Annotated in this window: 21 protein-coding genes; 16 read left to right on the top strand and 5 right to left on the bottom strand. The window is 64.3% G+C overall.

The window, feature by feature from the left end; all coding sequences use genetic code 11:
• Positions 1-298: 298 nt before the first annotated feature.
• Positions 299-1,009 (bottom strand): hypothetical protein, encoded by a 711-nt coding sequence (locus tag C480_RS01745; protein WP_006663900.1) that lies wholly within the window; start codon positions 1,007-1,009, stop codon positions 299-301.
• Positions 1,010-1,138: 129 nt separating this feature from the next.
• Between C480_RS01745 and leuS the strand changes: the two genes are divergently transcribed.
• The 3 genes from leuS (at position 1,139) to C480_RS01760 (ending at position 7,253) form a co-directional block, all read left to right on the top strand.
• Positions 1,139-4,060: a leucine--tRNA ligase gene (leuS, locus tag C480_RS01750; RefSeq protein ID WP_006663901.1), complete on the top strand. Its 2,922-nt coding sequence runs from the start codon at positions 1,139-1,141 to the stop codon at positions 4,058-4,060.
• Positions 4,061-4,303: 243 nt separating this feature from the next.
• Entirely contained in the window at positions 4,304-4,912 is a 609-nt protein-coding gene (locus C480_RS01755) for a DUF420 domain-containing protein (RefSeq protein WP_006663902.1), read from the top strand.
• A 142-nt stretch (positions 4,913-5,054) separates the two neighbouring features.
• The gene (locus C480_RS01760; protein WP_006663903.1) at positions 5,055-7,253 is read left to right on the top strand and encodes an ATP-binding protein; all 2,199 of its coding nucleotides are present in this window, start codon (positions 5,055-5,057) and stop codon (positions 7,251-7,253) included.
• 16 nt (positions 7,254-7,269) lie between these two features.
• Here C480_RS01760 and C480_RS01765 read toward each other — a convergent pair whose 3' ends face one another.
• Together C480_RS01765 and C480_RS01770 are read right to left on the bottom strand one after the other, a co-directional pair.
• Entirely contained in the window at positions 7,270-8,043 is a 774-nt protein-coding gene (locus C480_RS01765; protein ID WP_006663904.1) for an ABC transporter permease, read from the bottom strand.
• Complete coding sequence (locus tag C480_RS01770) at positions 8,040-9,038, bottom strand: ABC transporter ATP-binding protein (protein ID WP_006663905.1); 999 nt, start codon at positions 9,036-9,038, stop codon at positions 8,040-8,042. The genes C480_RS01765 and C480_RS01770 overlap by 4 nt, the downstream gene beginning before the upstream one ends.
• Before the next feature lie 100 nt (positions 9,039-9,138).
• On the opposite strand from C480_RS01770, the gene C480_RS01775 reads away from it, so the two are divergent.
• Together C480_RS01775 and C480_RS01780 are read left to right on the top strand one after the other, a co-directional pair.
• Positions 9,139-10,092 carry a TIGR03557 family F420-dependent LLM class oxidoreductase gene (locus C480_RS01775; protein WP_006663906.1) on the top strand — a complete coding sequence of 318 codons (954 nt, stop codon included), beginning with the start codon at positions 9,139-9,141 and terminating at the stop codon, positions 10,090-10,092.
• Between the two features lie 105 nt (positions 10,093-10,197).
• Entirely contained in the window at positions 10,198-11,841 is a 1,644-nt protein-coding gene (locus tag C480_RS01780; protein ID WP_006663907.1) for an outer membrane protein assembly factor BamB family protein, read from the top strand.
• Positions 11,842-11,965: 124 nt separating this feature from the next.
• Here the strand turns inward: C480_RS01780 and glyA are convergent, their stop codons facing one another.
• Positions 11,966-13,219: a serine hydroxymethyltransferase gene (glyA, locus tag C480_RS01785; protein WP_006663908.1), complete on the bottom strand. Its 1,254-nt coding sequence runs from the start codon at positions 13,217-13,219 to the stop codon at positions 11,966-11,968.
• 149 nt (positions 13,220-13,368) lie between these two features.
• Between glyA and C480_RS01790 the strand changes: the two genes are divergently transcribed.
• From C480_RS01790 to C480_RS01820, 7 genes are all read left to right on the top strand, one after another.
• Positions 13,369-15,582: a polysaccharide deacetylase family protein gene (locus C480_RS01790; RefSeq protein ID WP_006663909.1), complete on the top strand. Its 2,214-nt coding sequence runs from the start codon at positions 13,369-13,371 to the stop codon at positions 15,580-15,582.
• A 396-nt stretch (positions 15,583-15,978) separates the two neighbouring features.
• A complete protein-coding gene (gene tbsP / locus C480_RS01795) occupies positions 15,979-16,797 on the top strand; it encodes a transcriptional regulator TbsP (RefSeq protein ID WP_006663910.1) in 819 nt (272 codons plus the stop codon).
• A 123-nt stretch (positions 16,798-16,920) separates the two neighbouring features.
• The gene (locus C480_RS01800; RefSeq protein ID WP_006663911.1) at positions 16,921-17,625 is read left to right on the top strand and encodes an RNase P subunit p30 family protein; all 705 of its coding nucleotides are present in this window, start codon (positions 16,921-16,923) and stop codon (positions 17,623-17,625) included.
• Entirely contained in the window at positions 17,609-18,235 is a 627-nt protein-coding gene (locus C480_RS01805; protein ID WP_006663912.1) for a class I SAM-dependent methyltransferase, read from the top strand. The genes C480_RS01800 and C480_RS01805 overlap by 17 nt, the downstream gene beginning before the upstream one ends.
• Positions 18,232-18,735, top strand: coding sequence for an Rpp14/Pop5 family protein (locus C480_RS01810; RefSeq protein ID WP_006663913.1), 504 nt, complete (start codon positions 18,232-18,234; stop codon positions 18,733-18,735). The genes C480_RS01805 and C480_RS01810 overlap by 4 nt, the downstream gene beginning before the upstream one ends.
• A gap of 4 nt (positions 18,736-18,739) precedes the next feature.
• A complete protein-coding gene (gene psmA, locus C480_RS01815; protein WP_006663914.1) occupies positions 18,740-19,501 on the top strand; it encodes an archaeal proteasome endopeptidase complex subunit alpha in 762 nt (253 codons plus the stop codon).
• A 200-nt stretch (positions 19,502-19,701) separates the two neighbouring features.
• On the top strand, positions 19,702-20,427 hold the full coding sequence (locus C480_RS01820; protein ID WP_006663915.1) for a ribosome assembly factor SBDS: 726 nt from the start codon (positions 19,702-19,704) through the stop codon (positions 20,425-20,427).
• A gap of 217 nt (positions 20,428-20,644) precedes the next feature.
• Here the strand turns inward: C480_RS01820 and C480_RS01825 are convergent, their stop codons facing one another.
• Positions 20,645-20,968, bottom strand: coding sequence for an FUN14 domain-containing protein (locus tag C480_RS01825; protein WP_006663916.1), 324 nt, complete (start codon positions 20,966-20,968; stop codon positions 20,645-20,647).
• A gap of 557 nt (positions 20,969-21,525) precedes the next feature.
• Here C480_RS01825 and hflX point away from each other — a divergent pair.
• The 4 genes from hflX to C480_RS01840 all read left to right on the top strand — a co-directional run bounded on the left by hflX (position 21,526) and on the right by C480_RS01840 (position 24,672).
• The gene (gene hflX, locus C480_RS01830; RefSeq protein WP_006663917.1) at positions 21,526-22,827 is read left to right on the top strand and encodes a GTPase HflX; all 1,302 of its coding nucleotides are present in this window, start codon (positions 21,526-21,528) and stop codon (positions 22,825-22,827) included.
• A gap of 50 nt (positions 22,828-22,877) precedes the next feature.
• Complete coding sequence (locus tag C480_RS24455; RefSeq protein WP_275040261.1) at positions 22,878-23,009, top strand: nuclear transport factor 2 family protein; 132 nt, start codon at positions 22,878-22,880, stop codon at positions 23,007-23,009.
• Positions 23,010-23,161: 152 nt separating this feature from the next.
• Entirely contained in the window at positions 23,162-24,316 is a 1,155-nt protein-coding gene (locus C480_RS01835) for a thiolase family protein (protein ID WP_006663918.1), read from the top strand.
• Positions 24,313-24,672, top strand: coding sequence for a hypothetical protein (locus C480_RS01840; protein ID WP_006663919.1), 360 nt, complete (start codon positions 24,313-24,315; stop codon positions 24,670-24,672). Before C480_RS01835 ends, C480_RS01840 begins: the two co-directional genes overlap by 4 nt.
• Positions 24,673-24,680 lie beyond the last annotated feature (8 nt).

Here is a 24,680-nt window from a genome sequence, read left to right on the forward strand (position 1 = left end):
TATCGGCACAACTCCTGCGAGGGACTTTCTAATGAAGGTGTTAATTCCGCTGGAGTAAACTATTCCGGCGCCGATAGCAATCCCAACCGGTCGCCGTCTCTCCGTCGGACTGCTCGATCCATCGGGAACGATGACTGACCCTTAATCGAGTGATAAACGCCGTGTGGAGACTAGCACCGCCCCGTGAGATCATGGTATCGGCTGGCCTGCAGTCTCCGGTGGGCCTGCCTACTCCGGTGGCCCGCTCTCACCCGCCGCCGGCAACCCCACGTCAACGGGCCGGTCGGGCGTCCTCGACTCAGTCTCGACCGGGAGTTCCGTCCAATGGGTCCCACTCCTCATCGCCCTCGTCATCCTCGTCATCCTGATCGCTTTCAGCGTCTCCCTCCCCGTCGCGCCACCGTGACTCGAGTTCAGAGCGCACGTCGGCCGCATCGACATCGGCCTCGCTGAACTCGGTCGAAACGTCGGCCGGCAGCTCGGATGGCTGGTGTTCGTCGGTGGTCGGCTCCGATGCTGTCTCCGGGTCGGCCGTCGATTCGGCGGTCGTTTCGGCCGCCGTTGTCGCCACCGCAGCCGAGGTGGTCGTCTGAGCTGTCGTGGTCGACGCCTCCGTTCCCGTGTTTGTCTCCGAAGACGCGGTTGTCTCGGTCGTCACCGTTCCCTCGGTGTCTACTGTCGTCGCGGAACCGTCGACGACGGACTCGCCGTTCGATGGGGCTACGGACGCCGTCGTCGTGTCGGGATCCTCGCTTGCAGTCGATTCGTTCGTTTCTATCATGTCGTCCGTTGCACCAGTCTCATCGGCCTCATCCGTCCCGTCCGTTGCATCCGCCTCGTCCGTCGATTCCGTCGAATCGATCGAACTGGAGCGGTCGGGCATCATATTCGGCGCGAAGACAGCGATGAGCAGCGAGAACGTACACAACACCACCACAACCGTGACGATGAGCGTCCGTGTCGTCGGACGCTGATCGTCGGGTTCGGCCCGGTCAGACGAGTTCACCATTCGAGACTCTCCAGACGTGACGGTGAGCCTTTGTTAAGCGCCGCCCACACCTGTAGCTCTGGATTACGGGGCTTGTTACCCGCGCTTTGCGCCGCGTAGGTCCGGTGCCGACCGGTGGCGAACAATGATATGGACGGCACCCAGAGTGGTGATAACGAGTCCCGCTACATGACAGACCAGTACGATCACGCGCAGGTCCAGGAGTTCTGGCAGTACGTCTGGGAGCGCGACGGGGTCGCCCGCCTTTCGGACGACGCCGTCGATCCGACGTACGTCCTCGGCATGTTCCCCTACACCTCCGGGACGCTGCACATGGGCCACGTCCGGAACTACGCGATCACCGACGCCTACGCTCGCTACCGACGGCTACAGGGCGACGACGTCCTCCATCCGATGGGGTGGGATGCCTTCGGCCTGCCCGCCGAAAACGCGGCCTACGAGCGCGCGAGCGACCCCGAATCCTGGACCCGCGCGTGCATCCGCCGCATGCGCGAAGAACTCGAGACGATGGGCTTTGGCTACGACTGGTCGCGGGAGGTTACGACCTGTGAGCCCGCCTACTACCGCTGGAATCAGTGGCTGTTCAAGCGATTCTACGAGGCCGACCTCGTCGAGTTCACCGGCGCGGCGGTCAACTGGTGTCCGGACTGCGAGACGGTACTGGCCGACGCGCAGGTCGCAGTCTCCGACAGCGATAATGATGGCGATGGCGATGACGACCATCACGACGGAACCCGCGTCTGCTGGCGCTGCGAAACGCCCGTCGAACGGCGCGAACTCGACCAGTGGTTCTTCACGATCACCGACTACGCGGACGAACTCGCCGACGGCCTCGACGAACTCGACGGCTGGCCCGAGGGCGTTCGGGAGATCCAGCGCAACTGGATCGGCCGCCAGGACGGTGCGCGACTCACGTTCGACCTGTCGAACGCCCCGAGCGCCGCCGAATCCGTCGACGTCTTCAGCACCCGCCCCGAAACCGCCTTCGGCGCGACCTTCCTCGCCGTCTCGCCCGAGCACGACCTGGCGACCGCACTCGCAGAGACGGACGCGGACATCGCGGCGTTCGTCGACCGCGCACGAACTCGTGAGGGGGCGTCCGGACACGCCGACCGTGACGAGTACAGCGACTCGGGTATCGAAACGGATGCGACGGCGGTGAATCCGCTGACGGGCGAGGAGCTACCGGTGTACGTCGCCGAGTACGTTCTGGGTGACGTGGGAACCGGCGCGGTGATGGGCGTGCCGGGGCACAACGAACAGGACTACGAGTTCGCGCGCGAGCGCGACCTAGCGGTGGAGACGGTCGTCGTTCCCGCGGCCGACGCGGCGGACGACGTGGCCTCCGGACCCGGGAACGGCCCCTACACCGATAAGGGCGTGCTCGACCTCGGTACCGGGACGGATAGCGAATACGACGGCCTCGCGAGCGAAACGGTTCGAGAAGAACTGCTCTCGGATCACGAGGCGATCGAATCGGACGTGACCTACCGCCTGCGCGACTGGCTGATCTCCCGCCAGCGATACTGGGGCACGCCGATTCCGGTCGTCCACTGCGAGGACTGCGGCCACGTCCTCGTTCCCGACGACGAACTCCCCGTCGAACTTCCCGAGTTCGTCCAGACGACCGGCAATCCGCTCGACGCCGCCACGGAATGGAAGGAGACGACCTGTCCCGACTGCGGCGGGCCGGCCGAGCGGGAGACGGACACGATGGACACCTTCGTGGACTCCTCGTGGTACTTCCTGCGCTTTCTCTCGCCCGACCTCGCGGACGCGCCCTTCGATACCGAGCGGGCGAACGAGTGGCTGCCGGTCGACATCTACGTCGGCGGCGACGAACACGCGATCCTCCACCTGCTGTACATCCGCTTCGTGACGCGTGCGCTTTCGGATCTAGGGCTGCTCGATCGGCGCGAACCGGTCGAGCGGCTCGTTAGCCAGGGGACCGTCCTCTACGAGGGCGAGAAGATGTCCACCTCGACCGGCAACGTCGTCACTCCCGACGAGTACGGCGCGGAAACGACGCGGCTGTTCGTCCTCTCGGCCGCCCATCCCGAACAGGACTTCGAGTGGACCGCAAACGACGTGCGCGGTGCCTACGACCTCCAGCAGACCCTGTACGGAATGGCGACGGCGTTCGTCGATGAGGGGACGACTCGAGTCGAACGCGCGGCCCACGACGACTACCTCGACCGAGAGATCGACCGCACGATCGCCGCCGTTACCGACGAGTTCGAGCGGCTGCGATTCCACCGAGTGGTCACCGAAATTCGTGAACTCGCGGCGCTGCTTCGACGCTACCGATCGTTCGATCGCGTTCACGGCGACACCTATCGGCGCGGGCTACTGACGATCGCCACGCTCATCTCGCCGCTTGCTCCCCACCTCGGAGAAGAACTCTGGAACATTCTCCGCGGCGAGGGGCTGGTCGTCGAAACCGACTGGCTCTCGCTGGCTACCGCCGACGATTCCTCACCCTCGGCTACCGACGCTGCCGATACCGCTCCCAACGGCACCTCCGCAACCGATGACACCCCCACAACCGCCGGCACCGACGCCGACGCCCCGACGGCCGAGACCGAGATCGAGTATGAACTCGAGCGGCGACTCGTCGAAACGACGCTCTCGGACGTTCGAGACATCGTCGATGTCGCGTCGATCGACGACCCGGAGCGCATCGAACTGGTCGTCGCACAGCCCTGGAAATACGACGTTCTGGCCCATCTCGGTCGGGTCGAGGACGACGCAGTCGCCGTCGACGCCGTCCTCGACGAACTCGAGTTCAGTGTGCCAGTCGACCGGGCGGCCGTCGCCGAGTTCGTGCAGACGGAAGGCGACCGCGCCGGGCAGTCGTCGCTTTCCGCCCGGCGTGAACGCGGGATTCTCGACCGCGCGTCCTGGCTCCTCGCCGACGAGTTCGGTGCGTCCGTCGTGGTTCGACAGGCCGATGCCGGTGGACCGACCGGGCGTCTTGGCGACGCTGAACTCGACGCCGACGAGTTGGCACGGCGGGCGCGACCGGGGAAGCCGGCGATTCGAATCGAGTGATACGGACTGCTGTAAGTCAGTTCCGGCGCAACCGCAGGACGGGCGCGGTCGCGCCGGTAAATCGTTACAGCAGACCGTATGAATCGGCGGGACGCGGCGGTGACGCGGAGAGAGGAGCCCTCCATTCCCGATTTTCGGCGCGTTCGTACGGATACGCGCGTCGGTTCGCGACGACCTGTGGACGATTCCCGGACGCGGGGTCTAACAGCAAGACAGATACGGCATCTCTCCTAACGGTCAACAATGGCAACCGCGGACGCACAACAGCGACTTCGGGAGCGGCCGATCGGAGCGACAGTCTTTCTGACGGTCGTGGGCTATACGCTCGTTCTCGGGACCTTCCTCCTCGACGTGCCGCTGTACCCGGAACTGACGAACGCACAGGTCAATCTCCTCACCCACGCGATCGCGGTTATCAACACGGCGACGACGATACTGCTCGTCGCCGGCTGGTACTGGATTCGGGCCGGCGAAACCGGAAAGCATCGGATGGCGATGATAAGCGGGTTCGCGTTGATCATGCTGTTTCTGGTCGTCTACCTGATCAAGGTCGGCGGCGGCGGCACGAAGCTCTTCCAGGGTCCGGACTGGGCCTACTACTCGTATCTGATCATGCTGGCGATTCACATTATCCTCTCCATCGTCTCCGTTCCGGTCGTTCTCTACGCGCTGATCCTCGGCCTGACGCACACGCCGGCGGAGTTGAAACAGACGGCCCACGCCAGCGTCGGCCGCATCGCCGCCGGCGCGTGGATTTTGAGCCTCGTCCTCGGCGTCGTGACGTACGTACTGCTCAATCACGTCTTCACCTACGAGTTCAGCGCGATGCTCGTGCCGCTGGTTTCGGTGTGAGGCGGTCGGCCGAGGCCCGCTTTCGTATCGATACGCAGCCACCCGTCCCAACGGGAAAGAACGGTTCAGATGCGAGAAAATCACCGTTTCAGTCAGATTCGAGGACAGGGTTTACGGGGATCGGCAGTGTAGGTGGATCGACATGGATTCGCCGTCGCGGGACCCTGACGCCGAACGATCCCAGCAGTTGCGCCAACAGCAGGTGTTGGCCGAACTCAGTGATCGGTCACTCGACGTCCGACGTGGTGCCGTGCGTGCTGGGATGGATGCAGCTAGTGAGCGTATCGACTCTGACTCCGACTCCGACTCCGACGCCGATGACCACGTCAGCATCACCGAGACGCTCGATGAACTCTTTCGAACGGCGACAGAGCGAATCAGGTCGACGCTCGGCACGGATTCGTGTTACGTTCTCGAGGTCGATTCGGCACACGAGTTCTTTCGCGTTCGTGCCGGTGCGCGCCGGACCGGTGACCTGAACGAGATGGGACCGATTCCGGTCGATCCCGACACGCAACTCGGGGCGACACTCGTCTCACCCGAGCCGATTCTCGTCGACGAGTTCACGACTAACGACCGGTTTGTGCGTGCCGGACCGCCGGTCGAAGACGAGGCGGCGAGCGGACTCGGCGTCAGGATCGATACGGGCCCCCGTGATCGCGAGGCGGACGGACGCGGTGTGTCCGCCAGCGGCGCTGCTCCCGGTATCGACGAATCGCCTCGGGATGCGGCTGGCGGCCGCGGTACGTGGGGTGTCCTCGGCACGTATTCGACGACGCCGCGCGAGTTCAGCGAGGGAGAGATCGCGTTCGTCGAGGCCGTCGCGAATCTGCTCGCGCTGACGGTCGAGCGGACGCGAGCGGAGCGACGCCGGAAGGAAGAACAAACGCGCAGAAACAACGTGCTGGAAACATCGCCGATCGGGATCACGCTCATCAATGCCGAGGGACGACACGTCTTTTCGAACGATCGGGCGGAAGAGATTCTCGGCCGGTCGATCGAGGAATTAGAGACGTACACGCACAACGACGAGCGGTGGGATCTCGTCGACGAGAACGGCGAGCAGATGTCGTTCTATGAGCTCCCGTTCTCGCGGGTGAAAGAGACGAAGGAGCCGGTGTACGACGAAATCGTCGGTATCAGACGCTCCTCCGACGAGCGAGTGTGGCTGCTGATACACTGCAGTCCGCTGTTCGATGTAGACGGCGAGTTCGACGGCGTCATCTACGCGTTCAGAGACATCACCGAGCGACGTGAACTCGAGAGCCGACTCGAAGAGATACTGGGTCGGGTCGACGAGGCGGTCTGTGCGTTCGACGAGGAGTTGCGGTATACGCACGTCAACGAACGGGCCGAGGAGTTGTTGCAGCGCTCGGCGGATGAACTCCTCGGTGAGAAGCTCTGGGAGCAGTTCCCGGAGTCGGCGAGCGAGAACGTCGTCCGGGAGAGTTTCGAGCGGGCGATGGAGTCGCAGGAACAGACGAGTTACGAACACTACTACGAGCCGGCCGGTCTCTGGCTCGAGGTGACGATCTATCCGTCGGAGACCGGTGCATCGGTGTACTTCCGGGATATTACGGATCGGAAGAAGTACCAGCGGCGGCTCGAGGAGTCGAATGAACGACTCGAACAGTTCGCCTACGCTGCGTCGCACGATCTACAAGAGCCGTTGCGGATGATCACGAGCTACTTGCGGCTTATCGAGAATCGGTACGCGGACGAGCTAGATCAGGACGGCCGCGAGTTCATCGAGTACGCGGTCGACGGGGCAGAGCGGATGCAGGAGATGATCGACGGGTTGCTCCAGTTTTCGCGGGTCGAGACGCAGGGGGAGCCGTTCGAGCCGATCGACCTGGACGACGTTCTTGCGGACGTGCGCCGGGATTTACGGATGCAGATCGAAGAGAGCGGAGCCGAGATTGCGGCGGGTGAACTGCCGCGCGTGGAGGGAGACGGCAATCAGTTGCGGCAGGTGTTCCAGAACCTGTTGTCGAACGCGATCGAGTACTCCGGCAACGAGTCGCCCCGAATCGAAATCTCCGCCCACGATACGGGCAAGGAGTGGGTGATTTCGGTGAGTGATGACGGAGTCGGGATCGAACCGGACGATCAAGAGCGGATCTTCGGGTTGTTCCAGCGCCGTCACGATAGCGACGAGCAGACGGGTAGCGGGCTCGGGCTGGCGCTCTGTAAGCGGATTATCGAGCGCCACGGCGGCGAGATTTGGGTCGAATCGGAGCCCGGAGAGGGGGCGACGTTTTCGTTCACGTTGCCGACGCGATTGGGGCCGAAGCGAGAGTCGGCGTCGGGGTCAGAATCAGCCTCGAAGTCGGTAAACTGAGCGTCGTCGAGTTCGGTTAGTCGGTCTGCGGGATCGATCGTGCGCCGAGTGCGAAGACGATTCCGGCGAGAACCGCGAGGATGGCGAGGTTCGCCAGTGCAGGATCGACGCCGGCGATCGTAGCGGGGTTCGCACCGGGATCGGTCACCGCTCGGACGCCGCGCGTGAAGTACGTCAGCGGCGAGAGGTTCACGAGCGGTTCGAACCAGTCGGGTAACTGCTCGAGCGTGATAAACGTCTCCGAGAGGAACAGGAGCGGGAGGCCGATGCCGTTGCTCGCTGCGACGGCCCCGTCCTGTGAGTCGGTGTAGCTGCCGAGTATCGCACCGACGCCGCAAAAGCAGACGACGCCGACGAGGATGTACGGCACGAGCAGGGGCGAGAAGGCGATTTCGGCGCCCGTGAGGACGATCACGAGCCCAAGGATGAGGAGACTCGCCAGTCCGATGATGACGGCGTTGACGACCGTCTGGGCGAGCAGCCACTCCGCGCGGGTCAGCGGCGTCGTCGCGAGCTTTTCGAAGCGGTTGCCCTCGCGGTGGCGCGCGACTTCGCTTCCCATCCGCGACAGCGGCGTAAAGAGGACGACGACGGCGAGATAGCCCGGAACGTAGTAGACCGGCGGCTCCGCGAACAGCCCGCCGCCGGCGGGGTCGGTTCGGACGAGAGCCCCGAAGATGACGATCAGGATCACGGGGAAGAAAAACGTGAAGAAGACCGCCGTCCGACGGCGGATAAACGAGCGCCAGCCGGCTCCCGTCTCGGCCCGGACGCGGCTCGCGACGCTCACGCAGTCTCACCCGCCCGCGGCGCATCGCCGAGTTCGTCGTCGGTCGGTTCGTCCGCGTCCAATCCGCCACCCCGCCCGGTTCGTGCGCGCTCGGCCGAATCCGCGAGCGTCAGGTAGACGTCTTCGAGGTCGGGTTCGGCCCACGCGAGTCCGGAGTACTCGATCCCGTCGGTTTCGAGCGCGTCGACCACGGTTCCGATTTCGGCGGGCGAAATATCGCGGACGACGATGCCCTGGTGGTCGCGCTGTCGGCCTCGAGCCGGTTGCTCGACGGCGAACGGGAGATCGGCGAACGCGTCCGCGGGTGCGTCCGTCTCGATTTCGAGGCGGCTCGTTCCGCCGTGTTCGTCGATCAGTTCGGCGGGCGTGCCGCGGGCGACGAGTTCACCGTTCGAAAGCAGGCCGACGCGGTCCGCGAGTCGTTCGGCCTCGGCCATGTCGTGGGTCGTCAGGACGACCGTCGTGCCGGCGTCGGCGAGGGCCTCGATCAGCCGCCAGACGGTCCGCCGGCCGGCGGGGTCGATCCCCGTCGTCGGCTCGTCGAGAAAGAGCACGTCGGGATCGTTGACCAGCGTCGCGCCGACGCAGACCCGACGTTGCTGCCCGCCAGAGAGGTCTTCGTACCAGGTGTCGGCCGCATCGACGAGGCCCACGTCGGCGAGCACGTCGTCGGGATCGCGGGTCTCCTCGTAGAGCCCCGCGTAGTAGGTCAGGAGTTCGCGAACGGTGAGCCGATCCGGCGGCGAGAACGCCTGCGGGAGGACGCCGAGTCGGTCGCGGTCGACGGCCGCTGGCGGTTCATCGAGCACGCGCGCCGATCCCGAGTCGGGATCGGTCGTTCCCGTCAGCGCACGGACGAGCGTCGTTTTGCCGGCCCCGTTCGGGCCGATGAGTGCAAAGACCTCGCCGCGGTCGACGGTCAGCGAGGCGGAATCGAGCGCGACCGTCTCGCCGTATGTCTTCGCGAGTTCAGTCGCGGCAACGACGGCAGACATACGAATGGCTACCCACGCCGTCCGGGTAAGCGGTTCGATTCCCGCGCTCTTGCCCACGCAGGCTCAACCGTTACCGGCGCGTTCGTGATACGGTTTCGGCATGACCCAGCTCGGCTACACCCTCTCGAGCGAAGAGCACGGTCCAACTGAACTCGTCGAGTACGCCCGCCGCGCCGAGGAGGCCGGCTTCGACTTCGTCTCGATCTCGGATCACTTCCATCCGTGGATTCCGGCGCAGGGGGAGTCGCCGTTCGTCTGGAGCACTCTCGGCGGGATCGCGACGGCGACCGACGAGATCGAGGTCGGGGTCGGCGTCACCTGTCCGACGATGCGCATCCACCCGGTCAACGTCGCGCAGGCGGTCGCGACGGTCGAGGAGATGTTCGACGGCCGGTTCACCTTCGGCGTCGGCACCGGCGAGAACTTGAACGAGCACGTCACCGGCCACCGCTGGCCCGAACACGACGTTCGACTCGAGATGCTGACGGAGGCCATGAACGTAATGAGCAGCCTCTGGACCGGCGACAATACGAGCCACCACGGCGAGCACTACACGGTCGAGAACGCGCGGCTGTTCACGGTCCCGGACGAGCAGCCGACGACGATCGCGAGCGCCTTCGGTCCGCAGACGGCCCGCTGGGCCGCCGAACACGGCGACGGACTCTGGTGTTCCGGACCGAAGGGTGCGGTGGTCGACGAGTACGAGGACGCCGGGGGCGACGGCCCCGCCTACTCGCAGTTGCACATCTGCTACGCCGACAGCGAGGACGAGGCGATCGACACCGTTCACGAGTACTGGCCGAACGGTTCACTGCCGGGTGAACTCGGGCAAGAACTGCCGACGCCGGCGCACTTCGAGCAGGCCACGGAGATGGTCGACCGGGACGATATCGCCGAGAGCGGGACCACTACCGATCCGGACCCGCAGGCGCACATCGACAGTATCGAGACGGCGGTCGACGCGGGGTACGATCACGTCTACGTCCACCAGATCGGTCCCGAGCAGGAGCGGGCGATCGAGTTCTACGAGGAGGAAGTGCTGCCGGCGTTCTGATACGGATGCGGGTGCGGTCGTGAACGGTTTGCAAAACAGTTGCTCAGGGATCAAATCCGTCGTAACAACTGGATAGTAACGACGGTCTCCGGGAGTGATACCGGTATGTCTGATTGGGATCGCCGTTCGGTACTCGCAACCGGTGCAGCGCTTTCCGTCGGGAGCGGGATGGCCTCGATCGCCGCCGGCCGGGACGACTCGGAGGAATCCGCCGCCGAGTCGCTTCCGGACCCGTCGCTGGAACCGAATCCGGATCAGGACGAAGACTGGGCGTCGTTCGCCGGTGACGCCAGCCACAGCAGGAGCGTCGACGCCGGCACCGAGTTCGATGCCGATGCGCTCGCGGCCGCCTGGTCCGTCGGATCGACCGGACCGATCGCCGTCGCCGACGACACCGTCTACACCTCGACCGCGGACGGCGTCGCCGCGTTCGACGCGGCCGACGGAACGCTCGTCTGGGAGAACGCGACCGTCGACGCGAGCGAACCGGCGGTGGTCGGCGAGACGGTCTACGTCACCGGCGACGAGGTCGTGGCGCTCGATAGCTCGGACGGGAGCGTCCGCTGGGAGAGCGAGTTCGACACCGACGCACTGCTCGGGAGTCCGACGGTGGCCTACGGCGCGGTCTACGTCGGCGTCGACGGGACGCTGTACGCCCTCGAAGCCGACGACGGGTCGGTTCGGTGGCGCAAGGAGTCGATCACCGCACCCCCGGACCCGGAGGCAGACGAGGAAGCGGAATACGAGTTCACCAGCTACACCGCGGTGGCGAACGGGGTCGTCTACGCCCTGTCGTGGGGCGGTGCCGTCGCGTTCGAGCCCGAAACCGGGGCCGAGGTGTGGCTCGCTCCGATACCGTACCTGGGGACGGCCGCGAAGAACACCCAGGTTCGAGCGACGGCCAGTACCGTCGCCGTCGGCAACTCGGAGGCCGAGCGCGTACTCGTGAACGCACAAACCGGCGATGACGATATTTTGGTCGCATCCGAGAGCGTCGACTGGGCGCTCGACGACGAAATTTACGTTACCGGGACCGACCACCAACTCGAGGTCGGCGCGTACGAACACGAGTACTACTGGCAGGTCGAGAGCAACGCTAACGCCGGCCACGCCGCCATCTATGGCGAGACGGTGTACGTCTACTTTACCGATGCCGGCTCCGAAGGCGAGGACGCGCCACCGTACAATGCGGCTCTCGTTGCACTGAACAAGTACGACGGAACCGAGCAGTGGATCCTCTCGAACGACGACGTTCCCGTCGGTCGCGTTCGCGCGATCAGCGACGGAACGATCTACGTCGACCGCAGCGGTGAACTCATCGCGCTCCGAGAGGGGGCAGGTGATGAAGACGGGAACGGTGGGGGCGGTGAAGACGGCAGTGACGAAGGCGGCAGTGACGAAGACGGCAGTGACGAAGACGGAAGTAACGAGGGCGGTGACCAGGGTGACGGCGATTCGGCCGATGGCGGTAACGACGGGAACGAAGGGGCGGACGAGGGGGACGACGCGACCGAGGGAAGTGACGGAACCGGCGGCGGGAACGGCAGCGATAACGGTGGTTCCGACGGCGGTAGTAACGGGAACGGCAACGACAGCGCCGAAAACGGAACGTCCAACGAGACGGACGGAAGCTCCGGGGACGATACCGTTCCCGGCTTCACGACCGGTGCCGGCATCGTCAGCGGTGCGCTCGGTCTCGAATGGGTTCGCCGGCAGGCCGATTCGAACGCGGACGACTCGACCGAGTAACGGACGCGTCGGCGGTTGCTGACGTGATGCTGTCGGCGCTGTGCTCCGTTCTGTAGCTCACGATGAGACGGTACTGCTCACTGAGAAGCGAAATTGCAGAAAGGCGACGGCCGTCAGACCGCGGTTACTCGTCCTGATACAGCGGGTGTGCTGCACAGAGTTCGTCGACCTTCTCGCGGACCGACGCGATCACGTCCTCGTCGTTCGGCTCGTCGACGACGCGGGCGATCAGGTCCGCGACCGTTCGGCAGTCGTCCTCGTCGAAGCCGCGCGTGGTCAGCGCCGGGGTGCCGGCGCGGATGCCGCTCGGGTCGAACGGCGAGCGCGTCTCGCCGGGAACCGTGTTCCCGTTGAGGACGATGCCGGCGTCCTCGAGCGCCTCCTCGGCGTCGCCGCCGGAGGTGTCGGGGTGGCTCTCGCGCAGGTCGACGAGCACGAGGTGGTTGTCGGTCCCCTCCGAGACGAGCGAGAAGCCGTGTTCGGCGAGCCGGTCGCCGAGCGCTTCGGCATTTGCGACCGTCTGTTCGGCGTACTCCTCGAACTCGGGCTCGAGCGCTTCCTTGAAGCCGACGGCCTTGCCCGCGATATTGTGCATGAGCGGTCCGCCTTGGCCGCCGGGGAAGACGGCCGAGTCGATATCGTCCGCGTACTCCTCGCTCGTCATCACGATGCCGCCGCGACCCGAGCGGATGGTCTTGTGCGTCGAACCCGTGACGAAGTCGGCGATGCCGACCGGCGACGAGTGAACGCCCGCGGCGACGAGGCCGGTGATGTGGGCGATGTCGGCGAGGTGGAGCGCGTCGACGCTGTCGGCTGCCTCCTGAATGCGTTCCCATTCGATCTCGCGCGGGTACGCGGAGTAGCCCGAGACGATGATATCCGGTTCGAACTCCTCGGCGTGTTCGGCGAGGCCCTCGTAGTCGAGGTAGCCCGTCTCGGGGTCGACCTCGTACTGCTCGACGTCGTAGAGTTGGCCGACGAAGTTCGCCGGGTGACCGTGACTGAGGTGGCCGCCGTGGTTCAGATCCAGCGAGAGGATCTTATCGCCCGGTTCGAGCATTGCGAAGTAGACGGCCTGGTTCGCCTGCGTCCCCGAATGCGGCTGGACGTTAACGTGTTCGGCACCGAACAGTTCTTTGGCACGTTCGATCGCGAGTTCTTCGACCTCGTCGGCGAACTCGCAGCCGCCGTAGTAGCGCGAGCCGGGATAGCCCTCGGCGTACTTGTTCGTCAGCGCGCTTCCCTGGGCGTCGATGACGGCGCGACTGGCGTGGTTCTCGCTCGCGATCATCTGGAGCGTCGATCGCTGGCGGTCCACCTCGCCCTCGAGCGCATCGGCGACGGCGGGATCGACCTCTCGAACGTGCTCGTGGTCCATATCCGATGTGGTGTCTGGCTGCTGTATAAGTGTACCTCTCTTCGGCAAAGCGGGCCACGAACGCAAGCGCCAGTCAGCACGATCATGTCGTCTGTTATTGACTACCATCCGATACAACTAACTTGACTGCGTTGGATGTACCGCACCGGATGCTTGTGTGGGACGCCCAACAGGATGGCCTCTCCGTCACCGACAGCGATACCGCCGCCCTTGCCGTGACCGGGACCGAGTTCAGTATCGACGAGGCCGACCCGACGCTCGACGTTCCGCGGCCGGTCGACGAAACCGTCGCGGTGACCGCACGCGAACTGCGCTTGCCCCACGCCGTCGTCTACGCGTTCCCCCGCGAATCGTCGACGCCACTCGAACTCGATCCCTGCGGCGACCCGCTCTCGCTTTCGCCCGGGGAGTACGTCGTCGACGTCGACACCGAGATCAAAACCTACCTGCAGTTTGCCGGTGCGGCGCGGATCGAGCGAACGGACGACTTCGAGTCCGTCGTCGTCTCCTTTCCCGAGCGAACGCACGTCATCCTCGGCTTTCGCAGCCGCCACGAGTTCCCCACTGGAACGATCACCGTTCCGGACTCACCGGCGGCCCTCGCGCGGGCGATTTCCCACCTCCCGTCCTCGCACAAGACGACGGGACCGGACCGCTCCTACCCGACGCTCCGGGGCCACCCGCCGCTGCTCGAACCGGGCGACGAACTGGCGATTCCGGACCGCGTTCGCGCCGACACGCCACGGACCGGAACCGAACTCGTCGTCCCGCCCGAGTACGAGTCGCTGTACGTCACTGCGCCGCTGGCGTACTACCTGCAGGCGCGCGTTCGCACGGACCCAACGATTAGCGGCGCACGGCTTCGCCTTCCCGAGTACGATGTCGAACGCTCCCTCCCCGGCCCGCCTCGACTCGAGCGCGAGGTCGAACAGTTGCTTCGACAGACGTTCTTCCTCGACTGTCTGGTCCGCAACGCCGGGCCCTACGGCACCGAACTCGACGAATCCAGACTGCTCGAGATCCTCGATCTCGACAGCGAGTCGCTGTACGCGGCCTCGCCGCAGGACCGACTCGCGACCTACCTCGACGTTCCCTTCGGGGCGATCGAACACCGCCTGCCCGACTGGCACCTCGCGACGTACGTCGCCCCCGAGTTCAGCCGCGTCGAGACGCTGCCGTTCCTGCTCAACCGGATGAGCCTGCTCTATCGACCCCGCACGTCGACGCTCGAGGGGCGTGAACTCGTCGAACGATCGCTCGAGGCGTTCTACCGCGACGGCGAGCGGGCGGGAACGGGAGGACAGGTTGCGTCCGTCGATATCGTCAAGCCCGAACTGCGCCACGGCCGGGCCCACGGCTGGCTCGCCGACGGCGTCCCCGTCGACGTCTTCACCGCTGCGCCGGAGGCCTACCACAACCGGCTCGCGTTCCTCGATCGCACCTGCGAGGAAACCTCCGTCTGCGTCGTTCTCAACGACCCGGACATGGCCGGCGAACACGACGACGTGGCCGAGATCTACCGCTCTCGGTCCGGCGACCTCCCGATGACCGTCACCGTCGAGGACGGCCTGACGACGGCCGAACTCGCTCGCGTCTTCGAGACGGGCCACGACTTCGTCCACTACATCGGCCACTGCGAGACCGACGGCCTCTGCTGTCCCGACGGCACGCTCTCGACGGCGAGTCTCGACCGCTGTACCGCTCAGACGTTCTTTCTCAACGCGTGTGGTTCCTTCTACGAGGGACGTGCGCTGATCGAGAAGGGCAGCGTCGCCGGAGCCGTCACCGTCACCGAGGTCCTGAACGAGCACGCGATCAAGGTCGGCTCCACGTTCGCGACGCTGCTCGTCAACGGCTTCAGCATCGAACGAGCGATGGAACTCGCACGCCGACGCATCATGATGGGGAAGGACTACACCGTCGTCGGCGACGGCACCCACTCGCTCACGCAAGGCGAACACCGCGTACCCACCACCCTCCGCATCGACGAACTCGACGCGGAATACAGACGCTCCTCGCGCGCAATCCGGAACGGCGATCCGGATGCGAGCACTGCAAGCGCTGCAAGCGCCGCAAGTACCGCGAGCAACGACACCGACGGCACATCCCAGCCACAACAGACAGCACGAAACGATCAGCCCCGATATCTCGTCACCTTCGACTGCTACTCGACCCGCGTCACCGGCTCCTATTACTTCCCCCACACCGCCGACAACGAGGTCGCCTACCTCTGTGGCTCCGAGTCCAATTTCATCGTCTCGAAACCCGAACTCGTAACGTTGCTCAAAGAAACGGAGGCGTCGGTGATTTACGACGGCGATATTTACTGGTCGAACTCGCTCTGGTCGCACTTCGACGAGTAGCGATGAGTAGATCGGTTCGCCTACGGACCGCCGTACGTACTCACGCGCTCTGCAAACAGCGTATAGTCGTCCGAACGGAGACGAGAGAGCAATCCATCACTCAGCTGGCAGGGCCATACATCCATCCAGAGTCGGGTACTACTGAAACCCATGCAGTCCGATATTACCAAGACACTCTTATATAATTATTCTAATTAATTCTCGCAATCAGATACGGATTAAACGAAGGCCGTCGATTCCGTTCATCGACCGACCATCCTGTTGTTCTGAGAAACCTATAGCTATAATGAACAACAACGGGACAAAAATTACCCGTTCGTCAATCAGGTGAGAAGTTCTGCCGTGAAGATGGCCACCAAAATTAAGTACTGGGACCTCGTTTACTTCTGCAGAGAGATGGCTTCGAATTTACTCAACCACCAGATTGACGATATACTCGAATCAATCCTCGAAGACGCAAGCGGTGACGTCTACATGGTCAACCCCTCGCGGGACGCCATCGAGGAGTTCATCGCCGTCGCGACGGCGCTCGATGGCTCGCTCCCGTCGGTCCACATGCTCGCCGACGAGCGTACCTTGAAGGCGGTCATGGACGATTTCATCGTCGCCTCGAACGCGGCGGACCTCATCAGCGAGGGCGCACTCGCACTCCACACGCTCGAGGAAGCGCCGGAGAACTCGCTTTTGGTCACCGAAGACCGCGTCATCGCCGTCGTCCACGCCGGCGACCGCGTCGGCGGCCTCGTCACCGACGACGACAGTTTCGTCGAGGACACGTACGACACCTACGCCGCCCGCTGGGAGGACGCACCCGCCTACAACCTCCGGACGCCGCCGATTACGGACGTTCGAGAGACCCTTTCCGACGAGATCAGCCCCGAGGCCGAGGACGACTTCACCGCGATCCTGAACTCGCTCGAGACGGCCCGTGGCGACGGCGACGGGCTCGACGAAGTGACGATCTCGCTGCTCGTCGCGGCCAAGAACGAGGCGTTGCTGTACGACATCAGCAAGTGGGGCGAGGACGTGGGCATCGCGTCGAAGGCGACCTTCAGCCGCACGAAGACCAAGCTCGAGGACATGGGCCTGATCGACACCGAGAAGGTACCGATCGACGTTGGTCGGCCGCGCCTGCGCCTGAAGATCGGCGACGACCGGCTCCGCGAGGCCGACAACGGCCAGCTCGCGACGGTCGCCCAGTCTATCCTGAACTGAGACTGGCCGACGCCGACTGTCGCTCTCACTGTTTCTCGCTGAACTCGATGTCTTCCACTCGGCGGACAGCCGTTGTCGCCGGATGACGCAAACCCCAAGTTCTCGCCGCGTGAGTCCCCGACTATGTACGAGGCCGTCCACGCCCACCCCGACGGACAGAGCACGGTCGCCAGACTTGCGAAGACGGCGGCCGAGTTCAGCTTCGAGGGCGTGGTCGTGCGCAATCGCGCGGACGAGCGGGCCGAGTTCGACGCCGAGCGGATCGGGAACGAGTACGGGATCGACGTGGTCGAAGGGATCGAAATCGACGCCGACGATGTCGAACAGGCAAGCGGTGCGGTCGGCAACTACCGGACCGACGAGACGATCGTCGCGGTCGCTGGCGGGACGCCCGCGATGAACCGCTTTGCCGTGGAAAACGAGAAGGTGGACGTGCTCGCCCGGCCGATGGCCGAGGGGGGCGATGTGAATCACGTGCTCGCGAAGGCAGCCGTCGAGAACGGCGTTCGCTTCGAGTTCGATCTCTCGGGCGTCCTTCGCACCCACGGCGGACGACGCGTGCGGATCATCCAGTCGCTGCGAAAGCTCGCGGACATCGTCGGCCACTACGACGCTCCCTACGTCGTGAGCGCGACGCCGCGGTCACACCTCGAACTCCGCGCGCCGCGGGAACTGGCGGCGCTCGGCGAGCAACTCGGTCTCTCGAGTTCGTTCGTCGAGGCGGGACTCGAAGAGTGGGGGCGGATGGCCGAGCGCAACCGACGGATCCAGTCCGAGTCGTTCATTGAGCCGGGGGTCGAACGAGGCAGGTATGAAGAGGAGCATTGAGGATCACGCCGCCCGGTTCGACGAGATCGCAAGCGAGTACGACGACGAGAGTTCCGCCGAGTATCGCGCGTGCGCGAACCTGGTTATCGAGCACGCTGCACCCGATACGGAGGATGTCGTTCTCGACCTCGGGACCGGAACGGGCGCGATCGCGATCGCGCTGGCTTCGGACGCCGAGCGCGTCGTCGGGCGAGACATCAGCGAGGGCATGATGTCGGAAGCGGAGACGAAAGCGGCCGACGAAGGGATCGAGAACGTCGCGTTCGGCCACGGGACGTTCCGAGAGCCCGAGTACGACGGCGACGTCGATATCGTAACGTCGAACTTCGCGATGCATCACCTGTCGGACGAGGAAAAGCGCGAGGCGATTTCGGTGATCGCCGACCTCGGGCCGCGCACGTTCGTCCTCGGGGACGTGATGTTCTTCGGCGAGCCGAACCCGGACGAGCCGTTCTACTCGCCGGAGGTCGACGATCCGGCGACCGTCGGCTTCCTCGCGGATGCGCTTACGGACGCCGGCTTCTCACTGTCGGCCGTCGAACGCGTTCACGAGCAGGTCGGCGTGTTGGTGGCCGAACGCGGCCGTCCTGACGCGGACCAGAACGAATGAAACACCTTCCAAAACACCTCCGGCCGCGCTGGCGGTATCTCGCGGTCGAGATCGAAAGTTGGCCCGACGCCGCGATCGATCGCCGGGCGTTTCAGCGCGAATGCTGGTACGCGGGCCAGAATCTGCTCGGTGATCCGGGGAGCGCACGCGCCGAGCTGTCGGTCCTGCAGTTCGAGTTCAGTGCCGATGCAGGCGTCGGTGAGGCGCTCGTCAAGGTCAGACACGGGTGGACAGACGAAGCGCGAGCGGCGCTCGCTTGCATCGACGAAATCGACGGGCATCCTGTCGGTGTTCGGGTCAGCGGTATCAGTGGCACGATCCGTGCCGCTGAAGAAAAGTATTTAGGGCGACGCGGGCAAGATTCTGAAGAGAGAAACGTCGTGTTCGGGAACGAGGAGCGAGTCGCCGTCGTGCGCGATGGATCTGTAGACGTGCGACTCGATGCGGCGTTCGCGGGGACGACAGACCTCGATTACGACTACGATTACGATTTAGCGTGATACTATGCAGGGACAAGCCCAACAGCAGGCGTACGACCGAGGCATCACGATCTTCTCGCCCGACGGCCGACTCTACCAGGTGGAGTACGCCCGCGAGGCGGTCAAACGTGGCACGGCGAGTATTGGCGTGCGAACCGACGACGGCGTCGTGCTGGCCGTCGACAAGCGCGTTCCCTCGCCGCTGCTCGAAGATTCGAGCGTCGAGAAGATCCACAAGGCAGACGACCACATCGGCATCGCGAGCGCGGGTCACGTCGCCGACGCGCGTCAGCTAATCGACTTCGCGCGCCGACAGACGCAGGTCAACCAACTGCGCTACGGCGAACCGATCGGCGTCGAAACGCTGACGAAGGAAGTTACCGACCACATCCAGCAGTACACCCAGGTTGGGGGCGCACGCCCGTTCGGCGTCGCACTGATCGTCGGCGGCGTCGAAAACGGCGAGCCGCGCCTGTTCGAGACCGATCCGTCCGGGACGCCATACGAGTGGAAGGCCCTCGCCGTCGGTGCCGACCGCAGTGAACTCCAGAGCTATCTGGAAGAGAACTACGACGACGAGGCTGACTTAGACGGCGGCATTCAGCTCGCACTCGACGCGCTCGCGTCGGTCAACGACGGCTCGCTGCTCCCGAGCGAGGTCGGCCTCGCGACCGTTGACGCCGAAACCGAGAGCTTCGAACAGTTCGAACAGGACCGCATCGCGGACCACTTGACCGAAAACGATCTCCTCGATGAGGGCGACGAGGACGGCGAATCCGAAGAGTAATCGGGCCAGAGACTCGTGACGACCCGCTCGGTCGCTCGAGTTCACGATCATCGGTTCTCGATCCCGACTCCCCGATTCCTGACAACTCGCGCTACTGCACTCGTTTGTCACTGTTTCGGGATTCGGATTCGTTCGACGGCTCCGAGCAACTGCCTCGTCTCAGGAAAAACTCTTTTAGGAAGCCGGAGGAACGCTTCGGTATGATCTCTCTTGACGAGGCGGTGACAGCGCGACTCGAGTCACACGGGGCGCGCTTTGAAGTGTTGGTCGATCCGGATGCGGCTCTCGCGATCAAACGCGGCGAGTTCGAGGGTGACCTGGAGGACGTCATCGCTGCGGAGGACGTCTTCGAGAACGCCTCCCGCGGGGACCGCCCCGCCGAGAGCGACCTCGAGAAGGTCTTCGATACGACGGATCCACTGGAAATCATCCCGGACGTTATCACGGAGGGGGAGATCCAGATTACGGCCGAGCAGCGACGCGAGATGCAAGAGAAAAAGCGTAAACAGCTGGTCGACACCATCGCGCGCAACGCGGTCAACCCGCAGATGGATAATGCGCCACACCCGCCGGAACGGATCGAGAACGCACTCGAGGAAGCGGGCTTTACCGTCGATCCGATGGAGACGGTCGAATCGCAGGTCGACGACGCGCTGGACGACCTTCGACCGGTGATCCCGATTCGGTTCGAGGAGGTGACGATCGCGGTCCAGATTCCGGCGGAGTACGCGGGCAGCGCGCAGGCCCAGGTCAGACAGTTCGGCGACCTCGAGCGCGAGGAGTGGCAGGCCGACGGTTCCTGGATCGGCGTCGTCACCTTCCCCGCAGGGATGCAAAACGAGTTCTACGACGTGGTCAACGAACACTCGAGCGGCAACGCTGAGACGGAGTTGATCAAGGACAAGGACGATATTCAGACGCGATAGTCAGTGGCGCGTCGTGACGGTACCGGTGTGAGACCGGAAGTCCCTGAGACTGGAAATCCAACAGCGACACTGCAGTATTACAGTCCCGGACGTTCTGTTCTAACCCGGTCTACGTACCGTTCCCGGACACAGATGGCGTCAGACGGTCTGCCATACCGATTTCCAGCGCAGTTGCAGCGGTTCGAATTCCTTTGGAACTGACTGCCAGCAGCCCGTCTCAGGCGCGGTAGTATCCGATCAGAAAGCCGCTCGTAAAGCCGACGGCGATCGAGGCGACGGAGAGGAGCGAGTCGATCCAGTGGGCAGTGACACCGGCGTTTGACACCGTCTGTTCTTGTGTCGTGATGAGCCCGGCAGAGAGTCGATCCCAGTCCACGATAACGATGCCCTGGGACTGGAGATAGCGAACAACCATCAGTTCGATGCCGAAGATAATGGCGATCAGTTTGGCGACTCGCTTGGTCCCAAAGCCGAGCAGCCCGCCGAGGACTGCGCCGGCGATGAACTCGAGTGCGAGCGTCGTCGGGTCGGCGGAAACCATCACCGCGAGTATTCGTATCACAGATAATGACTGTTTTGATCCGATTTCCGTCGAGCGAGCGGCCAGCGAACCGGCGGTACAACAACGAGTTCAGTGCGGGCACGGGATTCAAGGCGGTTGGAGACGTACAGTGGAGTATGATTGTCTTGCGTCCAACGGAGGTGGCCTGCCGGCACCTCGAGCGTGGCTGATGGCGTCTCGTCGCCAGCTCGGTCGCGGTCGCGGTTGCAGTTGTACCCGCACCCGTGCTCGCGTGCGCGCATGGAGCCTTCTTCGTTTCGGCAACAGCGACGCCACCGGATCGAGTCTCAACCACAACAGTCCGCGCTTCGTCTCGGCAGCACCGGCCGAGAATCGAGTACACTGTCCACGCTGCTCTGTGGCTGTGTCCCTGCAGCGGCAGTGGAATCATCTGTGATACGTCTCACCAACGGTAGTGGCGGCTTTCGTCCAGACGCCGTCAGCACCAGTACAAACACCACCATCACCACCATCCGACCCAACCGCAGAATCACCGACAAACCCGAAGTGACCCCTGCAATTGCATTCGAATCCGCATGAGAGCACTCATCGCCAAGCGCGTCGACTCCGGAACGCCAGACACCAGCGAGATCAGCGACCTCGCCGCCGCCGCCGGCTACACCGTCGTCGGTGAGATCACCCAGTCCCGCCGGGCTGACCCCGCACTCCAGATCGGCGAGGGCAAGGCCGAAGAACTCGCCGAAACAGCCGCCGCCACGGATGCGACGACCGTCATCTTCGACAACCGGCTCGGCCCCTACCAGACGTACAACCTCGGCCAGCTCCTGCCCGAGGGCGTCGAAGTCATAGACCGATTCACCCTCATCCTCGAAATCTTCGGCCAGCGCGCCCAAACTCGAAAAGCCCAGCTCCAGGTCGAACTCGCCGAACTCCGCTACGAACTGCCCCGTGCCGAGGCCAAGACCAGCCTCGCCAAACGCGACGAGCACCCCGGTTTCATGGGGCTCGGCGAGTACGACGAAAGCCGCGAGCAGGACATCAAAGACCAGATCAGCCGCATCACCGACGAACTCGAGCGCATCGAACAAACGGAGGAACACCGCCGCGAACGACGGCGCAACTCCGGCTTCGATCTGGTCGCCCTCGCGGGCTACACGAACGCCGGCAAATCCACGCTACTCCGACGACTCGCGGCCGATCTCGACGTCGACGAGAACGAGGATCTCCATCCCGACCTCGACTCGACCGCCGAATCCCAGGACAAACTGTTCACCACGCTCGGAACGACCACCCGCCGCGCCGACATCGACCCGCGCGACGTGCTCGTAACCGACACCGTCGGTTTCATCAGCGATCTGCCCCACTGGCTCGTCGAATCCTTCAAATCGACGCTCGACTCCGTCTACCGGGCCGACCTCGTCTTGCTCGTCGTCGACGTGAGCGAAGACGTCGACGACATCCACGAGAAACTCGTCACCAGCCACGACACCCTCTACGAGCGCAACGAGGCCCCCATCGTCACCGTCCTCAACAAAATCGACGCCGTCGACGACGCTGAACTCGCGGAAAAGCGAGAGGCGCTGTCCGCGCTCGCACCGAACCCGGTTACCGTCAGCGCGCGGGAGGGGACGAACGTCGACGCACTGCTCGATCGGATCGACAGCGAACTGCCCGATTGGGAGGAAGAACGGCTCGTACTGCCGATGACGGACGAGACGATGAGCGTGGTCTCGTGGATCCACGACAACGCCCACGTCGACGACGTTACCTACGGGGACGAAGACGTACTCGTCTCCTTCGAGGCGCGACCCGCGGTAATCTCGCAGGCGCGCTCGCGCGCGAGCGAGTTGCAGACGGCGACGCCCGAATCAGCCTAACCTGATCGCTCCACTCCCGCCGGATAGTAGATTACCGTATAAAGAACGATTTGAGCGCCACGTTCGAGGAGAGCGGTCTCGACGACAACGCGTTCGTGTACGTCTCGTATTCGTCGGGGCCGGTCGATGAGTTCTACTTCCCCATGGTGAAAGATGACGGCGAGTGGTACATTTACCAGTAGCGAGCGCGGATCAACGTGATCGACGTGGAGTCGGATAGGCACTGCTGTGCAGGAACTGCCAGTCACCTGCCGCTCCCGGTACTGATCGATACCGGCGCGCCGCGCGCTCCGGACCCCTACCATATAAAACAGTGACCTGTGTGCAGTAGGGTATGGAACGTGTCGCAGTCATCGGCTCGTCGATGACCCAGTTCGGGCAGCGAGACGAGTGGGTTCTGGAACTCCTCTCGGAGGCGGGACTCGCCTGTCTCGACGACGCGGGCGTCGGCGCGGCGGATGTCGATCACCTGTACGTCTCGAACATGGCGAGCGGCGAGTTCGAGGGACAGACCGGGATCATGAACGCGCTGGCCCAGGACATCGACGCGACGCCGGCGTACACCCAGCGGGTCGACCAGACGAGTTCAAGTGGCGGGGCGGGAATCTACGCTGCTTGGCAGTCGGTCGCGAGCGGGGCGAGCGAGATGACGCTACTCGTCGGCGGCGAGAAGATGACCCATCGAACGACCGGCGAGGCGACGGACGTGATCGCCTCGTTGACCCATCCGGTCGAGTACAAACACGGTGTGACCTTGCCCTCGTTCGCCGGCCTGACGGCTCGGCATTACCTTGATCGGTTCGATGCGCCCCGCGAGAGCCTCGGGAAGGTTGCGGTCAAGAACCACAAAAACGGCGTCGACAATCCGCACGCACAGTTCCGGAAGGAGGTCGATCTGGAGACGGTGCTGGAGTCGCCGATCGTGGCCGATCCGCTCCGACTGTACGACTTCTGTCCGATCACGGACGGGTCGGCGGCCCTGCTGTTGTGTCCCGAATCTGTCGCCCAGGAGTACACCGACGAGTACGCCGTCATCACGGGTATCGACGGTGCGACGGACACGCACGTCGTCCACGAGCGCGAGGACCCGACCGTGATGGGCGGCGTCGTCGAGAGCGGCGAGGGGGCCTACGAGATGAGCGGCCGCGAGCCCGACGATATCGACGTCGCTGAACTCCACGACATGTTCACGATCCTCGAGTTCCTCCAGATGGAGGGACTCGGCTTCGCCGAGCAGGGCGAGGCCTGGGAACTCGTCGAAGAAGGGGAGACGGAACGCGACGGCGAGTTGCCGATCAACACCTCCGGCGGGCTGAAATCGAAGGGTCACCCGCTCGGGGCGAGCGGCGTCGCACAGGGGGTCGAGATCTACGAACAGCTCGTCGGCGAGGCCGGTGCGCGCCAGGTCGAGGCGGACGTGGGGCTGTGCTGTAACGTCGGCGGCTTCGGGAACTGCGTTATCACCACTATCATGGAGGCAGCACAATGACGATGGACGCCTACCGGTACGAGGACGGCACGATCAGCTACCCTGGACATCCGCGCGGCCCCGACGGCGCGGAGCCGGTGGAAACGATCGATCTGAGCGAGTTCACCGCGGAGGTCGTCACGTGGACGACCTCGACGGCGACGCCCCCGGGCGTTCGTGAGCCGAACCACTTGGCGATCGTCGAGTTCACGATCGAGGGTGAATCAGTGCGCGCGATCGGGCAGGTGACGACGGGCGAGATCGGAGTCGGTGACGAGGTCCGGCCGGTCTACGCCGATGAACTCCGCGAGCCGGGTGCGGGCATTCGGGAGCCGGCGAGCCAGGAGTGGGACGGCTATCGGTTCGAGCCGGTCTAACGTCCTCC

It is taken from the genome of Natrialba aegyptia DSM 13077, from assembly GCF_000337535.1.
Taxonomy (GTDB): domain Archaea; phylum Halobacteriota; class Halobacteria; order Halobacteriales; family Natrialbaceae; genus Natrialba; species Natrialba aegyptia.

Excerpts from the sequence above, each read along its gene's own strand:
- C480_RS01745 (WP_006663900.1), bottom strand. The coding sequence starts at position 1,009 with ATGGTGAACTCGTCTGACCGGGCCGAACCCGACGATCAGCGTCCGACG.
- leuS (WP_006663901.1), top strand. The coding sequence starts at position 1,139 with ATGGACGGCACCCAGAGTGGTGATAACGAGTCCCGCTACATGACAGAC.
- C480_RS01755 (WP_006663902.1), top strand. The coding sequence starts at position 4,304 with ATGGCAACCGCGGACGCACAACAGCGACTTCGGGAGCGGCCGATCGGA.
- C480_RS01760 (WP_006663903.1), top strand. The coding sequence starts at position 5,055 with ATGGATTCGCCGTCGCGGGACCCTGACGCCGAACGATCCCAGCAGTTG.
- C480_RS01770 (WP_006663905.1), bottom strand. The coding sequence starts at position 9,038 with ATGTCTGCCGTCGTTGCCGCGACTGAACTCGCGAAGACATACGGCGAG.
- C480_RS01775 (WP_006663906.1), top strand. The coding sequence starts at position 9,139 with ATGACCCAGCTCGGCTACACCCTCTCGAGCGAAGAGCACGGTCCAACT.
- C480_RS01780 (WP_006663907.1), top strand. The coding sequence starts at position 10,198 with ATGTCTGATTGGGATCGCCGTTCGGTACTCGCAACCGGTGCAGCGCTT.
- glyA (WP_006663908.1), bottom strand. The coding sequence starts at position 13,219 with ATGGACCACGAGCACGTTCGAGAGGTCGATCCCGCCGTCGCCGATGCG.
- C480_RS01790 (WP_006663909.1), top strand. The coding sequence starts at position 13,369 with ATGCTTGTGTGGGACGCCCAACAGGATGGCCTCTCCGTCACCGACAGC.
- tbsP (WP_006663910.1), top strand. The coding sequence starts at position 15,979 with ATGGCTTCGAATTTACTCAACCACCAGATTGACGATATACTCGAATCA.
- C480_RS01800 (WP_006663911.1), top strand. The coding sequence starts at position 16,921 with ATGTACGAGGCCGTCCACGCCCACCCCGACGGACAGAGCACGGTCGCC.
- C480_RS01805 (WP_006663912.1), top strand. The coding sequence starts at position 17,609 with ATGAAGAGGAGCATTGAGGATCACGCCGCCCGGTTCGACGAGATCGCA.
- C480_RS01810 (WP_006663913.1), top strand. The coding sequence starts at position 18,232 with ATGAAACACCTTCCAAAACACCTCCGGCCGCGCTGGCGGTATCTCGCG.
- psmA (WP_006663914.1), top strand. The coding sequence starts at position 18,740 with ATGCAGGGACAAGCCCAACAGCAGGCGTACGACCGAGGCATCACGATC.
- C480_RS01820 (WP_006663915.1), top strand. The coding sequence starts at position 19,702 with ATGATCTCTCTTGACGAGGCGGTGACAGCGCGACTCGAGTCACACGGG.
- C480_RS01825 (WP_006663916.1), bottom strand. The coding sequence starts at position 20,968 with ATGGTTTCCGCCGACCCGACGACGCTCGCACTCGAGTTCATCGCCGGC.
- hflX (WP_006663917.1), top strand. The coding sequence starts at position 21,526 with ATGAGAGCACTCATCGCCAAGCGCGTCGACTCCGGAACGCCAGACACC.
- C480_RS01835 (WP_006663918.1), top strand. The coding sequence starts at position 23,162 with ATGGAACGTGTCGCAGTCATCGGCTCGTCGATGACCCAGTTCGGGCAG.
- C480_RS01840 (WP_006663919.1), top strand. The coding sequence starts at position 24,313 with ATGACGATGGACGCCTACCGGTACGAGGACGGCACGATCAGCTACCCT.